This is a genomic window from Listeria rocourtiae subsp. hofi (assembly GCF_963575615.1).
In the GTDB taxonomy this organism is placed as follows: Bacteria; Bacillota; Bacilli; order Lactobacillales; family Listeriaceae; genus Listeria_A; species Listeria_A hofi.
In genome coordinates this window covers 17615-31901 of record NZ_CAUYTL010000019.1, presented here as the reverse complement: position 1 = coordinate 31901, position 14287 = coordinate 17615, and the positions used below count along the sequence as shown (strand labels likewise).

At 43.3% G+C, this 14287-nt stretch carries 16 protein-coding genes; all 16 read left to right on the top strand.

Features of this window, described 5'->3' with window-relative positions; all coding sequences use genetic code 11:
* Positions 1–7 precede the first annotated feature (7 nt).
* The 16 genes from R8925_RS09410 (at position 8) to R8925_RS09335 (ending at position 14275) form a co-directional block, all read left to right on the top strand.
* Positions 8–835, top strand: coding sequence for a hypothetical protein (locus R8925_RS09410; protein ID WP_430535618.1), 828 nt, complete (start codon positions 8–10; stop codon positions 833–835).
* Entirely contained in the window at positions 832–2166 is a 1335-nt protein-coding gene (locus tag R8925_RS09405) for a nucleotide sugar dehydrogenase (protein WP_430535617.1), read from the top strand. The genes R8925_RS09410 and R8925_RS09405 overlap by 4 nt, the downstream gene beginning before the upstream one ends.
* Positions 2167–2169: 3 nt before the next feature.
* Entirely contained in the window at positions 2170–3378 is a 1209-nt protein-coding gene (locus R8925_RS09400; RefSeq protein ID WP_430535616.1) for a glycosyltransferase, read from the top strand.
* 3 nt (positions 3379–3381) lie between these two features.
* Positions 3382–3618, top strand: coding sequence for a DNA-binding protein (locus R8925_RS09395; protein WP_430535642.1), 237 nt, complete (start codon positions 3382–3384; stop codon positions 3616–3618).
* Positions 3619–3650: 32 nt separating this feature from the next.
* On the top strand, positions 3651–4604 hold the full coding sequence (locus R8925_RS09390; RefSeq protein ID WP_430535615.1) for a GDP-mannose 4,6-dehydratase: 954 nt from the start codon (positions 3651–3653) through the stop codon (positions 4602–4604).
* 76 nt (positions 4605–4680) lie between these two features.
* Entirely contained in the window at positions 4681–5307 is a 627-nt protein-coding gene (locus R8925_RS09385; RefSeq protein ID WP_430535614.1) for an MBL fold metallo-hydrolase, read from the top strand.
* A 13-nt stretch (positions 5308–5320) separates the two neighbouring features.
* Positions 5321–5719 carry a VOC family protein gene (locus R8925_RS09380; protein ID WP_430535613.1) on the top strand — a complete coding sequence of 133 codons (399 nt, stop codon included), beginning with the start codon at positions 5321–5323 and terminating at the stop codon, positions 5717–5719.
* Between the two features lie 49 nt (positions 5720–5768).
* A complete protein-coding gene (locus R8925_RS09375) occupies positions 5769–6590 on the top strand; it encodes a helix-turn-helix transcriptional regulator (protein WP_430539428.1) in 822 nt (273 codons plus the stop codon).
* Positions 6591–6662: 72 nt separating this feature from the next.
* A complete protein-coding gene (locus R8925_RS09370) occupies positions 6663–7739 on the top strand; it encodes a Gfo/Idh/MocA family protein (RefSeq protein WP_430535611.1) in 1077 nt (358 codons plus the stop codon).
* The gene (locus R8925_RS09365) at positions 7736–8476 is read left to right on the top strand and encodes a sugar phosphate isomerase/epimerase family protein (protein ID WP_430535610.1); all 741 of its coding nucleotides are present in this window, start codon (positions 7736–7738) and stop codon (positions 8474–8476) included. The genes R8925_RS09370 and R8925_RS09365 overlap by 4 nt, the downstream gene beginning before the upstream one ends.
* The gene (locus tag R8925_RS09360; RefSeq protein ID WP_430535609.1) at positions 8473–9195 is read left to right on the top strand and encodes a ThuA domain-containing protein; all 723 of its coding nucleotides are present in this window, start codon (positions 8473–8475) and stop codon (positions 9193–9195) included. Before R8925_RS09365 ends, R8925_RS09360 begins: the two co-directional genes overlap by 4 nt.
* A 1-nt stretch (position 9196) precedes the next feature.
* The gene (locus R8925_RS09355) at positions 9197–10165 is read left to right on the top strand and encodes a sugar phosphate isomerase/epimerase family protein (RefSeq protein WP_430535608.1); all 969 of its coding nucleotides are present in this window, start codon (positions 9197–9199) and stop codon (positions 10163–10165) included.
* Complete coding sequence (locus tag R8925_RS09350; RefSeq protein ID WP_430535607.1) at positions 10165–11214, top strand: Gfo/Idh/MocA family protein; 1050 nt, start codon at positions 10165–10167, stop codon at positions 11212–11214. The genes R8925_RS09355 and R8925_RS09350 overlap by 1 nt, the downstream gene beginning before the upstream one ends.
* Before the next feature lie 250 nt (positions 11215–11464).
* Positions 11465–12220 carry a DUF2653 family protein gene (locus tag R8925_RS09345; protein ID WP_430535606.1) on the top strand — a complete coding sequence of 252 codons (756 nt, stop codon included), beginning with the start codon at positions 11465–11467 and terminating at the stop codon, positions 12218–12220.
* 252 nt (positions 12221–12472) lie between these two features.
* Complete coding sequence (locus R8925_RS09340) at positions 12473–13531, top strand: Glu/Leu/Phe/Val dehydrogenase dimerization domain-containing protein (protein ID WP_430535605.1); 1059 nt, start codon at positions 12473–12475, stop codon at positions 13529–13531.
* 72 nt (positions 13532–13603) lie between these two features.
* The gene (locus R8925_RS09335) at positions 13604–14275 is read left to right on the top strand and encodes a histidine phosphatase family protein (RefSeq protein ID WP_430535604.1); all 672 of its coding nucleotides are present in this window, start codon (positions 13604–13606) and stop codon (positions 14273–14275) included.
* The last annotated feature ends 12 nt before the right edge of the window (positions 14276–14287 follow it).

The following is a 14287-nucleotide window of genomic DNA, read 5'->3' as shown; positions in this document are numbered from 1 at the left end:
TGGGCGTTTGTTTAACTTTGATAGTATACGAAATATGGAAGACTTGCTTGCTAAAAAAACAGCGATGCTAGCTTCCTGTAATGAAAAAAAGCTTGTTCTGCTGGGCGGTAGTAGCGTACTGTACGGATTTAATACCGATGAAATACAGCGAAGGCTCGGGAAACCGACGTTTAATGCGGGCGTCAATGTTGGTTTAGGTTTTCGGTACTTGCTTGACCACATAGAACCCCACTTAAAACCAGGCGATCAGGTGCTTTTACCCTTGGAAATTAATCAGTACACGAATCCGGTTTATTACGTGTTCGGCTTTGGAATTGATACGTTTGTTCATCGCAACTACTGGAGAAATCGCAGGAAGTATCGCCAAAAATGGAAGTTGTTGCTGATTTCGCTCAAACATGCTAGATCTTCTGCAACACCGGAAAAGCTGGCCAGACGTAAAGTAGCAACACTGACAGAGACGGGCTGTTACCTTGGCTTGGATACACGACTACGAGACCCAGCCACTTTAAAAGCGATTCCGTTCCCAGAAACGTTTCACGAGACGGACACGATGAGGGAAATCGTTGCATTCATGGCACGGTGCCGAGCAAATAATATTCGTGTGACATTATTGCCACCTGTTTTTTACGCACTAGAAGTGAATACTGCCTACCTTGAAAAATTATATGCTTATTTTGGCGAAATGATATCGCCAGAGCTGTTTCGTTTGGAGGCATCAGAAGTATATGATTCCGTTTACCATGCGAATCAAGCCGGCCAAACGCGTGTGACAAATCGCTTGATTGAACGATTGGAAGAACCCCAAAATAGAAAGGAATTAAACCAAATATGAAAACGAAATTTTTAAATAAAGAAGCTAAGATTGCTGTGATAGGACTTGGATATGTGGGATTACCTCTCGCTGTTGCGTTTGTCCAAAAAGGATTCCAAACAATTGGCTACGATACGCGTGCAAAAAAAGTGCAGTCACTAGTAGCCGGTGTATCGGATATTGCGGATATTTCGAATCAGACGCTTCAAGCATGCTTAGATACGAATGCGTTTGAATTATCAGCGAGTCCGGAAATTTTACATGAAGCGGATGCGATTATCATTTGCGTCCCAACACCGCTGACCGAAGCGATGGAGCCGGATATGAGCTTTATTAGATCCGCGATGCAAGATATCTCCACGTATGCGAAAGAAGAAGTCTTTGTTTCGCTCGAAAGCACAACATATCCAGGTACAACACGCGAACTCATCTGTGCCCCAATGCTTGAAAAAGGCTATACGCTTGGGCAAAACTTCTTCGCATGCTATTCTCCAGAGCGCGTTGACCCAGGAAATAAGCAGTTCCAAACATTGAATACACCAAAAGTAGTCGGTGGTGTGGACGCGATGTCCAAAGAACTCGGCGAAATTTTATATGGACAAGTGATTGATACGATTGTCCCCGTTAATTCGGCAGAGGTCGCTGAAATGAGTAAGCTCCTCGAAAACACATTCCGCAGTATTAACATTGCTTTTATTAACGAAATGGCACTTTTAGCTGAAAAAATGGAGATCGATATTTGGGAAACGATTGAGGCGGCGAGCAGTAAACCGTTCGGCTTCATGAAATTTACACCAGGCCCTGGGATTGGTGGACACTGTATCCCACTTGATCCGATGTACTTATCTTGGAAAGCAAAATCGAAAAACTTTTACAGCCGTTTTATTGAATTGGCGCACGAAACCAATCATTTAATGCCAGAAAAAATGGTGGATCATGCCGCAGAAGCGTTGAATCTGCATCAAAAATCAATTAACGGCTCGAAAATCCTGCTTGTTGGTATGGCTTATAAAGAAAACAGCAACGATTTACGCGAATCACCAGGACTGCATATGTATGAGCAACTCGTATTACGCGGAGCTGACGTTTCATTTTGTGATCCAGAAGCGCCAACATTCCGAGATGCAGATGGAAACATGCAACATAGTATTCCACTTAACTATCAAGCGTTCGCTCTATATGATTTAGTGGTTATTGTCACACCGCATAAAGTATTCGATCTCAAACAAATCGGTACAGAAAGTCCGCTTATTTTAGATACGAAAAATGCATTAAAAGACATGTTCCAAGAGAAGAAATGGGCGTATGGCAAGGTGCAGATGAAACAAGTGACGGCAAAAGGAGTGAAATAATTGATGTGTAAAAAAGTCCTGTTTTTTGTGACAGAGTTTCCAACACTCTCCGAAACATTTATTTTAAACCAAATGACAGGGGCTATCGACTTAGGCTACGATATCACGATTTTGGCGTTGAAAAAGGGAAATACAACGCAGATGCATGCTGATGTGGCGGCCTACGGATTATTAGATAAAGTCATGTATGTCGATTTACCTGATCAGAAAGGAAAACGCGTCTGGCAAGGGCTCGCTTGCGGTATCCAACATCCAATTCGGACGGCGCGCCTGTTGAACACGAAGAAATATGGCAGGATTACGAAGTCACTCCAACCTGTTTTAGTCGCACAAAAAGTACCAAAACAAGCGTTTGATCTCATTATTGCGCATTATGGGAACATCGGTTTAGTCGCCAGCATTTTACAAGATCAAGGCATACTATCAGGAAGATTGCTGACGTTTTTCCATGGGTACGACGTGACGCGGACGATCAAGCAAAAAGGAGCTACATTTTATCAATTTCTATTTAGCTCCAACACAGTTCTGTTACCAATTAGCGATTTTTGGGCAAAACGATTAATTCATCTGGGCGCCGAGAAAGAGAAAATGCACGTCCATCACATGGGCATTGACACGCAGATGTTCCAGATGCAATCATTGAGAGCGACACAACCAACATTGCAGCTATTACTCGTGGCACGTTTGACAGAGAAAAAAGGAATTCCGGATGCAATCCATGCCGTTCAGTTTTTACAAAATCAGGGAGTAGATACCGTATTGCATATTGTCGGCGATGGAGAAGATCGCGTGGCATTAGAGGAAATGGTGGAGCAACTTGGACTCCAAAATCAGGTTCAGTTCCACGGCTTTTTAAATCAAGCGCAGGTCAAAGAACAATTTAACGCGAGTGATATTTTCATTTTACCAAGCGTAGTTGCGCAAGATGGTGATATGGAGGGGATTCCGGTTTCTTTGATGGAGGCGATGGCGCAAGGAAAACCTGTGATTTCAACGATGCATAGTGGTATCCCGGAGCTAGTTATACACGGTGAAACAGGATTTCTAGTGCCTGAAAGAGATGCGAAAGCCTTGAGCCAAGCCATTATCGATTATCTCCACTTAACAGAGGCTCAAAAAGACGAGATTGTAACAAACGCACGACAGAAAGTAGTGGCGGAATTCGATATACACCGCTTAAATAACGCCTTACTTCAGGAGGGAGCGTGGTGAGTGATGGTAAAACTCAACAAAAAAGAGCAACGTCAGCTATTAGATCATTATTTTCTTTCAACAACGGAGGCACTTTCTATTTTATGTATCTCCAAACAAAATTTTTATTCGCTTATTCATCGGGATAAAATTACAAAAGTAAAAAAAGATGGTGCTGTGCTATTTTTTAAAGAAGAAATTATGGCACGAGCCCACGAACAAAACCAGTTACGCCAAAAATATCGTCCGTATGATTTTTAACTAATCCCCATTGGAACGAGGAGGTCACACTAGTGAGGAACACGATTTTAGTAACAGGTGGCGCAGGATTTATCGGTAGCCACCTAGTAGAAACATTAGCTAAAAAGGAAACGAGTACCATCGTTGTTTTTGATAACTTAAGTACCGGATGTCTCGAGAATATACCAAATCAGAAAAACGTACTGTTTATCCAAGGAAATGTGCATCATGAAGCCGATATCGCGCACTTATTTCGCTCGTTTTCGTTTGACTATATTTATCACTTGGCGGCGGTTGCGAGTGTTGCAGAATCAGTTCAAGAGCCACTCGCAACGCATCAAGTAAATATGGACGCCACGATTTATTTGTTAGAAGCAGCTCGAGTCCAAGAAAAAGCGGTTCGTAAATTTATTTTTGCCTCATCAGCCGCTGTTTATGGTGCAGAGCCAACGTTACCGAAAACGGAAAATTCTGTGATTGACCCGATTACGCCATACGGAATCGATAAATATGCATCTGAAAAATACGTGACATCTTACGGGCATTTATACGGTTTAAATGTTGCAGTTGCGCGCTTTTTCAATGTATATGGACCGCGTCAGAACCCGGCATCGCCGTATTCTGGTGTATTATCGATTTTAACGGAGGTCGCACAGCAGGTGAAGCAAGGGAGAACGGCATTATTCCAAGTGTTTGGCGATGGAGAACAAGTGCGTGATTTCGTTTTCGTCGAAGATATCGTGCAGGGCTTGATCTTACTGAGCACGAAAGCGGAAAGCCAAGCAAACGCATTTAACATCGGTTCTGGTGAAAAACATTCGCTTCGTGACATCATCGTTGCGTATGAAACGCTGCTAGATATAGATATTCCGGTAGCTTATCGGGAAGCGCGCGCAGGAGATATTAAGTATTCGTACACTTCTATCGATAAAATAACAAAACTCGGCTACCAACCAAAATTTTCGATAAGTCAAGGTTTAGAAAAATATGTGGCGTGGATGAATTAAGATAGAGTTCTGCCTTGGTTAATCATTTCGTTTGCGCTATACTTTAAGAAATGAGAAGAAAAAGGTGGCGTGTACAATGATAGAAATTAGTGGTTTAGCAACAGGATTATTACAGGAGAATTGTTATGTGATTTCTGATGAAAAGCACTGCTTGATTGTTGATCCAGGCAGCGATGCAGAAAATATTATCGCAAAAGTCGAGGAAACAGAGACAAAGCCAGTTGCTATTTTGTTGACGCATTGTCATTATGACCATATTGGAGCACTTGAAGAAATTCGGGCGCATTATGGTGTACCAGTTTATGTGAGCCCGCTGGAGCAGGAATGGCTTGGAAATCCTGAGTTGAATGGCTCAGTTGGGATGTCACAATATAGTAACAAGGAAATTATTTGTGTTCCTGCTGAGAATGAGTTTGAGAATCGTGATTATAATATAGAAGGTTTTACGTTTCGTGTTGTATCAACGCCGGGCCATTCGATTGGTAGCGTGAGTTTTATTTTTGATGATTTTGTTGTTGTTGGGGACGCATTGTTTAAGGGCAGTATTGGACGTTCAGATTTGTATACGGGTGATTTCGATACGTTAATTGAAAGTATTACGAGCCAGTTGCTAGTTTTGCCTGATGAGACGCGTGTATATGCAGGTCACGGTGATGCAACGACGATTGGCCATGAAAAAGCGACAAATCCATACTTAACGTGAGGGGATGAAAAAAATGAGGATTAATTTAGCGAGTGTTTTTGTGGATGATCAGGAGAAGGCATTGCGATTTTATACAGAAATTCTAGGATTTGTGAAAAAAGAGGATGTTCCGGTAACGGAGCAATTTCGCTGGATTACGGTGGTTTCAAAAGAGGAGCCGAACGGTGTGGAGCTGGTTTTAGAACCGGATGAAAACCCAGCAGTGGGACCATTTAAGACATCACTTTTTGAGCAGGGGATTCCGTTTACTTCATTTGCAGTAGATGATGTATATGAGGAACATGAACGGTTAAAGGCGCTTGGCGTTGTGTTTACGAAAGATCCGGTATCTCATGGACAGGTGACGCTCGCAGTTTTTGATGATACGTGTGGGAATTTGATTCAGATTATGCATATGAACGAGGCGGCGTAGCAACGTGGGACTTTATTTGGAGTTTCCAGCGCTCGATAGGGATTTTCCGATGCGTAGCTTTACGAACGAGGGTGGCGTGATTGTATATCCTCACTGGCACAAGGAAATGGAGCTGATTTACGTCATGGAGGGGCGTTTGAACCTTGGCGTGAATGATGTGCCGATTCAGATGGAGCAAGGCGAGATTTATGTAATTAATGGCGGTGATGTGCACTATTTTTTGGCATCACCGAATAGTGAGCGGATTGTGTTGCAATTTGATTTGGCGGTTTTTCAAGAATTTTCGTTGACGGAGGATGAAGGAAAGCGATTACGAGATTTATTTTTGCATGTATCGCCGTCTAGTGCCGATTGGGATTCGGATGTTGCGCAGCAAATGGCAGAATTTTTGCAGGTAATTCATTTGGAAAGTTCGCAACGTAAGCCGGGTTATCGTTATGTGGTGAAGGCGAAATTATACGAGATGCTGTCGATTTTGGAGCGAGATGTGCCAAGGCTTGTACGTGATTCTACGGAGGACGCGACAAGTAAATCGCAGGAAACGCTTGAGAAATTGCAACAAATTTTTGCATACGTGGAAGAGCATTACCAGGAGACGATCACGCTACAGCAGGTTGCGGATCATGTTGGTTTTAGTTCGTATTACTTCACGAAATTGTTTAAGCGCAATATGGGGATAACGTTTATGACATTTGTAAACGATTACCGACTAAGCAAGGCGAAATGGATTCTGCTAAATGAGGAAACGCCGGTGACGGAAGTGGCTGAGCTGGCGGGCTTTAGTAGTGTGAAGACATTCCATCATGCATTTAAACGTGCAATGGGTGTGTCGCCTCTTAAATATAGGAGGACAATATTCGGGAATAAGTAAGCAATAAAGTAGGAAGAAATACCTCGATTTGTTTTGTATCATGGAGATAATAAAACAAATGGAGGTTTTTTGATGACTTTAAAAATTGGAATTATAGGTTGTGGCGGTATTGCAAATGGGAAACATATGCCTAGTTTAGCGAGTGTAGCAGAAGCGGAAATGGTAGCGTTTTGTGATATTATACCAGCACGTGCGAAAAAGGCAAAAGAAGATTTTGGGACAGATAATGCAAGCGTATACACGGATTATAAGGAGTTATTGGCAGATAAGACCATCGATGTGATTCATGTTTGTACACCAAATATTTCGCATGCAGAGATTTCAATTGCTGCGATGGAATCTGGGAAACATGTGATGTGCGAGAAACCAATGGCGAAAACAACGGCAGAAGCGCAAGCGATGATTGATGCAAGTGTAAAAACTGGTAAGAAATTGACGATTGGCTATCAAAATCGTTTCCGGAAAGATTCGCAATTTTTGCATGAGGTTTGTGAAAATAACGAATTGGGTGAGATTTATTATGCAAAAGCTAAGGCGATTCGTCGTCGCGCTGTTCCAACTTGGGGTGTTTTCTTGGATGAAGAGGCGCAAGGTGGCGGTCCGTTAATCGATATTGGGACGCATGCACTTGATTTGACACTTTGGATGATGAATAATTATAAACCGAAATATGTCGTTGGGAATGCGTATCATAAGTTGTCACAACGTGCGAATGCAGCAAATGCGTGGGGAGCTTGGGATCCTGCGAAGTTTACTGTGGAGGATTCAGCATTTGGCTTTATCACGATGGAAAATGGAGCAACGATTGTGCTTGAATCGAGTTGGGCGCTGAATACGCTTGATGTTGGTGAGGCGAAGACAACGCTTTGCGGGACGGAAGGTGGCGCGGATATGGAGAATGGTCTGCGTATTAATGGTGAGTCGCATAGCCAAATGTATGAGACAGAAATTCAGATGGAAGCGGGCGGTGTTGATTTCTATGATGGATCGGGTGATGTTCCGGAAGAATTGGAGGCACAGCAGTGGATTGATAGTATTTTGAATGGAACAGATCCTGTTGTGAAACCGGAGCAGGCGCTTGTGGTCACACAAATTTTAGAAGCGATTTATGAGTCTTCGCAAACAGGGCAACCGGTATTCTTCAAATGACGACGCCGATTGCGATTCAGTTGTGGAGTGTGCAGGATGCGTGTCAGGAAGATTTTTTCGGGACGCTTCGGCATATTGCAGAGATGGGTTATGACGGCGTGGAGTTCGCGGGTTATTATGATACGCCCGCGACTGATTTGAAGGCGAAATTGAAGGAGCTAGGTCTTGGAATTGCGGGTTCACACATTCCATACGAGCAGTTACGCGATGAGTTAGATACAGTCATTGCTTTTGAAAAAGAGCTGGGAAATGCGTATATTGTTTGTCCTTGGGCAGAGTTCGAAACAGAAACGGAATGGATTGAGTTCGCGAAATCGCTACGTTTGATTTCGGATAAGATTCGCGATGCTGGCCTTCATTTCGTCTATCACAATCACGCGCATGAGTTCGAAAAGCTGGGAAATGACTATATTTTGGATGTGTTGCTGGCAGGGGTGCACGGCTTGGAGGTCGAGTTGGATACGTATTGGGTGCATCATGCGGGCGTTGACGTTGTGCCGTATATGGAGCGCTGGGCGGATCGGATGCCGCTCATTCATTTAAAAGATATGAAGCGTGCACCAATTGAAAGTACAGAAATTGGTAATGGGGTTTTGGCAATCAGACGTTTTGCTGAACTTGCCGAACAAAATGGCGTAAAATGGTTCGTGATTGAGCAAGAAGCATTCGAAAAAGCGCCACTTGTAAGCGTTGAAATTGGCCTGAAAAATTTGAGAAAGATGGTGGGCAAACAATGACAAAAGTAACAGTTTGGAACGAGTTTCGTCATGAAAAAGAGAGTGAAGAGGTTGCTGCGATTTATCCAAATGGTATTCACGGCCAAATTGCGAGTTTTCTAACAGCCTCGGGACTTGATGTCAAAACGGCGACACTCGATGAAGCCGAGCATGGTTTGACAGAAGCGGTTTTAGCGGATACAGACGTGCTTGTTTGGTGGGGGCACATGGCGCATGATCAAGTTGAGGATGAAATTGTGAATCGCATTCATAAGCGCGTTTTGGAGGGAATGGGCTTAGTTGTGTTGCACTCTGGACATATGTCGAAAATTTTTATGCAGCTGATGGGAACCAGTTGTGATTTGAAATGGCGTGAAGCAGACGAGAAAGAGCGACTTTGGGTCGTGGCACCGAATCATCCAATCACAGATGGAATTTCCGAATATATTGACCTTGAAAAAGAGGAGATGTACGGTGAGCATTTCGATATTCCAGCTCCCGAAGAATTAATTTTCATTAGTTGGTTCGAAGGTGGGCATGTATTCCGCAGTGGAGCAACGTATAAACGAGGAAACGGCAAGATTTTCTACTTCCAGCCGGGCCATGAAACCTATCCAACATACCACAATGAAGCAATTCAAAAAGTCATTACAAACGGCGTTAATTGGTGTGCCCCGACTTCTTGGGTGTACCCGAAATATGGTAATGCAGAACCATTAGAAAAGATTGGAGGAAAATAACATGAAATTAGGCGTATTTACACCATTATTTGCAAATTTAAGTTTGGATGAAATGCTTGATAAAGTAGCAGCGGCGGGTCTTGGAGCGGTAGAAATTGGCACAGGTGGAAACCCAGGGAACCATCACTGTCCTACCGATGAGTTACTTGTAAGTGAAGAGGCACGATTGGCATATTTGAAGAAGTTTGATGATCGCGGTTTGGTTATCAGTGCGTTTAGTTGTCATGATAATCCGATTTCACCTAATCCAGAAGAAGCACGCGCCGCCGATGAAATTTTAAGAAAAACGATTCGTTTGGCGTCGATGATGGGTGTGCCAGTCGTGAACACATTCTCAGGGACAGCGGGTGACAGTGACGAGGCGAAAGCTCCGAACTGGCCAGTAGCGCCTTGGCCAACCGTGTACAGCGACATAAAAAAATGGCAATGGGAAGAAAAACTCATCCCGTATTGGAAAGAAATAGGGCACCTAGCAGAAGAATACGACGTCAAAATTGGCATCGAACTTCACGGCGGGTTCCTCGTTCACACGCCACACACTATTTTAGAACTACGTAAAGCAACGAGTCCAGCAATCGGTGCGAACCTCGATCCAAGTCATTTATGGTGGCAAGGTATCGATCCTGTCGGCGCCATCAAAATCCTAGGCAAAGAAGGCGCGATTCACCATTTCCACGCTAAGGACACGTATCTTGATCAAGATAACATCAACCGCTACGGCGTGCTCGATATGCAGCCATATGGCGATGTGCAAACACGCGCGTGGACATTCCGCTCGGTTGGTTGTGGGCACAGCGTGAAAGAATGGTCGGATATGATGAGTGCTCTTCGCACATACGGCTATGACTACGTTGTCAGCATCGAACATGAAGATCCGTTAATGTCGATTGATGAAGGTTTCCAGCGAGCAGTAACGAATTTGCAAACGATTTTAATTAACGATGAGCCGCTAGATATGTGGTGGGCATAATGAAGCATTTAGTCATTGTAGGTTTTGGTGGAATGGGAACGTACCACGTGGAACTCGTTGGGGCGGCTGACGGAATTACGGTAACCGGCGCCTATGATATTTCACCAGACCGTATGCAAGTAGCCACAGAAAAAGGTCTCGAAACGTATCAAAGCTTTGAAGCTGTCCTTGCTGATGAGAAAGTAGACGCGATACTGATTGCAACACCAAATGATAGTCATAAAGACTTGGCAATTCAAGCACTAGAAGCGGGAAAAAACGTGGTCTGCGAAAAGCCCGTCACGATTACAAGCGCAGACTTAGAAGCAATTCTCACTGTTGCAAAAAAAGAAAACCGAACATTTATGGTTCACCAAAACAGACGCTGGGATGCTGACTTTTTAATCGTGCGCGACATGCTACAAAAAGAAGCCAAAATCGGCAACGTTTTTCATATCGAATCTCGCGTACAAGGCGCAAATGGAATTCCAGGCGATTGGCGTCATCTAAAAGCACAAGGCGGTGGTATGGTTCTTGATTGGGGCGTACACTTACTTGATCAGCTCCTTTTCATGACCGATAGCCGAATCAAAACGGTGTCCGCGAACCTTAGCTACATTCTTGGCGATGAGGTTGATGACGGTTTTACAAGTATCATTCAATTTGAAAATGGTCTAACGGCCTTAATCGAAGTCGGCACAACCAACTACGTGAAACTGCCACGCTGGTATGTCAAAGGCACAGAAGGCACAGCGGTTATCGCTGATTGGGATTTAAGTGGTGAAATCGTTGGACCAAACCGTGATGTTGCAAAAGTTGAACCAAAACCAATCCAGGCAGGGCAAGGCCTCACAAAAACGATGGCACCACCTTCCGAAGAATCCACAACACGTAGCCCCATCGAAAAAGTCGAGCCAGATATGCCAGGATTCTACGATAATTTTGCGGCTGTTCTAAACGGCGAAGCAGAACCAATCGTCAAAAATGAAGAAGTCCACCGCGTTCTCCGTCTTATTGAAGCGATTTTTGAAGCAGGCGAACAACAAAAGGTAGTCCATTTCCAAGAATAAATAGGCACAATAGCTTGCCAATCACCGCGTAATATACTATACTTATCATATTCAAATTCAGTACGCCCGATAAGGGGAGTAGCAGTATAGCAATGTCGTCAGTACGGGATAAAACCCCGGCATTGTTAGCAATTCATCCGATTGTTTGCGAGACCTTACGTTTATTCGTGAGGTCTTTTTCTTGCGCTTAGATGGTCATGTGGCTCCGGCAAGTTGATGCGAACAATCTAGTTAAACAGGAGGAAAACCATTGAAGAAATTACTTTTTTTCGTGATGTCAATGATGCTCGTTTTTTCACCACTGGGCACCGTGACATACAACACCGTTATGCCGGCAAAATATGAACAAGTAAGTGAGGCGCACGCGAAAGGTTACCGCTCGCCAAGCCGTTCTTACCGCCCGAATAACAATCAAATCAAACGCAATAACAATACGACAAACAAAGCAACAAATAACCAAACAGCAAAGAAATCTAATCGTGGCTTTTGGGGCGGTTTAATGTTCGGTGGTTTAGCAGGATTACTATTTGGTAGTATGCTTGGGAATATGGGAGCATTCGGCGATATTTTAGCTTTAATTATCAACGTTATCGCGATTATTCTTATCATTCGCTTGCTAATCTATTTCTTCCAAAAATGGCGCAATCGCAACAATCCAAAACCACAATCCAATGTTTTCGATCATCAAGGAACAGCAACGCAAGAAACTGGAAACAGCACGATTATTCTAGATGAGGGAAATATTTCAAACGCGGTCATCCGTTTCTTCACACACGAAAAAGGATTGCAACTAGAAGATGTCGAAGTTATTTTGACATACGACGAACAAAAAGGTTTCGGTGCCGATGTCATGAAGAATAATACACTCGTTCAGGCGTTAGATCACTTTTCACTTATCCAAGCAATCAGATATTGGGCAACGAGAGAAGCTCATTTTGATTCTAATTGCGGATTGGAATTGCGTTTCTCTGAATCAGAAGGTATTACAGCGGTAGTAACAGAATAATTAGAAGAAGCGTCTTTAGCGGGCGCTTCTTTTTTATGTATTACTTCTAACGGAAATATTGCAAAAATAGTAAGAAGAGATAAATTATACCTAGGCTTATTCACCTTATTTGTTCTATTTTGAGTAAACGCTTTATAAGTATATTGATTCATATTTGGATACAAAGTATGAAAAATGATATATATAGTCTAAAAATTTCCCTTCAATTGTCTCATTTCGTATAATGAAGGAGAAGAAATGGGAGGGATTTGTATGTTGTTTAAAGAAATGGAAAAGTATGATTATGAACAAGTTGTTTTTTGTCACGATAAGGCTTCGGGATTAAAGGCTATCATCGCCATTCATGATACGACACTTGGCCCAGCGCTTGGTGGATGTCGGATGTGGCCTTATGAAACAGAAATGGAAGCGCTTCAAGATGTATTGCGTTTAGCCCGTGGGATGACATACAAAAACGCTGCAGCTGGCCTTAACTTAGGTGGCGGTAAAACAGTGATTATTGGCGATCCGAAAAAAGATAAGTCAGAAGAAATGTTCCGCGCTTTGGGGAGCTATGTGGAGCGTTTGAATGGTAGCTATATAATTGCAGAGGACGTTGGAATCACAGTTGCTGATATGGATTTAGTGCATGAAGAGACAAAACATGTAACAGGCATTTCCGAACGTTTTGGTTCATCCGGAAACCCAAGCCCAATGACAGCTTTTGGCGTATATAGCGCAATGAGACGGACAGCTTTGGAGGTATTCGGAACAGATTCGCTAACAGACAAAACAATCGCAGTTCAAGGTGTTGGGAACGTGGCATTTGCGCTCTGTCGATTGCTCCATGAAGATGGCGCGGAACTAATTGTGACAGATATTAATGAAGAGGCAGTGAACCGTGCTGTGACACAATTTGGAGCGAAGGCCGTCGCACCAACAGCTATTTATGAAGTGGAAGCTGATATTTTTGCCCCATGTGCACTCGGTGGTATTTTGAACCATGAAACTATCCCTAAGTTAAAAGTGGCAGCTATTTGTGGTAGCGCTAACAACCAACTTCTAGACGCGGCGAAACACGGCGAAATGTTGGCAAGTCGTGGCATTTTATACGCACCAGATTACATTGTCAACGCTGGTGGAGTCATCAATATTGCCGATGAACTGAATACTTATAACGAAGCCCGCGCACAAAAGAAAATCGGTGAAATTTTTGACCAGATTGGTAAAGTTTTTGAAATTGCCAAATTGGAGCAAGTTACACCAGATGAAGCGGCCAATAGGATGGTAGAAAACCGAATGGAAGCATCGAAAACTAGCAAAATAGTTTAGATTGATTATTTTTTCGAACCTGCCAAATGTGGTATAGTTGAGGGAGCACATATCGATTTGGAGGGAAAAGGAATGAAGAAACCATTATCACTGTATTTTGTACGTCACGGTCAAACGTATTTGAATAAATATGAGAAAATGCAAGGTTGGGCAGATTCACCACTCACTCCTGAGGGGACAGAAATTGTGAAAGCGAGTGGTCGTGGGCTTGCCGACACAGAATTTGTTGCGGCCTACTCCAGCGATTTACACAGAACCATCGCAACCGCAGAGCTTATTTTAAAAGAAAATAAACACGGATTTGGCTTGAATTTAGAACCGCGCAGTGAATTCCGTGAGACGTTTTTCGGTTCCTTTGAAGGCGATGCAAGCGCGATGACTTGGGATTTAGTAGCCAAAAAAATGGGATTTGCGTCGAAAGCAGAACTTTACGCTAAGGCAAATGTGCGCGAAACAATGAACGGCACAAAAGTTGCAGATCCAACGCACGATGCGGAGGATTTTATGACATTTTGGCATCGCGTGGAACAAGGTTTTCTACACGTGGTGAACGCGCACAGAGAAACAGGCGGTAACGTGTTGATTGTAGCACATGGCAATACGATTCGTAATATTGTGCATGAACTAGAACCAAGCGTAAAAGCTGATTTCATATTAGACAACGCCAGCGTAACCGTCCTTACTTATGAAAATGGTCTGTTTAAAATCGAGCGTTTGAATGATACGTCTCATTTTATAGGATAGAGACAAGAAAAC

Excerpts from the sequence above, each read along its gene's own strand:
- R8925_RS09380 (WP_430535613.1), top strand. The coding sequence starts at position 5,321 with ATGAGGATTAATTTAGCGAGTGTTTTTGTGGATGATCAGGAGAAGGCA.
- R8925_RS09350 (WP_430535607.1), top strand. The coding sequence starts at position 10,165 with ATGAAGCATTTAGTCATTGTAGGTTTTGGTGGAATGGGAACGTACCAC.
- R8925_RS09340 (WP_430535605.1), top strand. The coding sequence starts at position 12,473 with ATGTTGTTTAAAGAAATGGAAAAGTATGATTATGAACAAGTTGTTTTT.
- R8925_RS09365 (WP_430535610.1), top strand. The coding sequence starts at position 7,736 with ATGACGACGCCGATTGCGATTCAGTTGTGGAGTGTGCAGGATGCGTGT.
- R8925_RS09385 (WP_430535614.1), top strand. The coding sequence starts at position 4,681 with ATGATAGAAATTAGTGGTTTAGCAACAGGATTATTACAGGAGAATTGT.
- R8925_RS09370 (WP_430535611.1), top strand. The coding sequence starts at position 6,663 with ATGACTTTAAAAATTGGAATTATAGGTTGTGGCGGTATTGCAAATGGG.
- R8925_RS09375 (WP_430539428.1), top strand. The coding sequence starts at position 5,769 with ATGCGTAGCTTTACGAACGAGGGTGGCGTGATTGTATATCCTCACTGG.
- R8925_RS09405 (WP_430535617.1), top strand. The coding sequence starts at position 832 with ATGAAAACGAAATTTTTAAATAAAGAAGCTAAGATTGCTGTGATAGGA.
- R8925_RS09335 (WP_430535604.1), top strand. The coding sequence starts at position 13,604 with ATGAAGAAACCATTATCACTGTATTTTGTACGTCACGGTCAAACGTAT.
- R8925_RS09355 (WP_430535608.1), top strand. The coding sequence starts at position 9,197 with ATGAAATTAGGCGTATTTACACCATTATTTGCAAATTTAAGTTTGGAT.
- R8925_RS09360 (WP_430535609.1), top strand. The coding sequence starts at position 8,473 with ATGACAAAAGTAACAGTTTGGAACGAGTTTCGTCATGAAAAAGAGAGT.
- R8925_RS09400 (WP_430535616.1), top strand. The coding sequence starts at position 2,170 with ATGTGTAAAAAAGTCCTGTTTTTTGTGACAGAGTTTCCAACACTCTCC.
- R8925_RS09395 (WP_430535642.1), top strand. The coding sequence starts at position 3,382 with ATGGTAAAACTCAACAAAAAAGAGCAACGTCAGCTATTAGATCATTAT.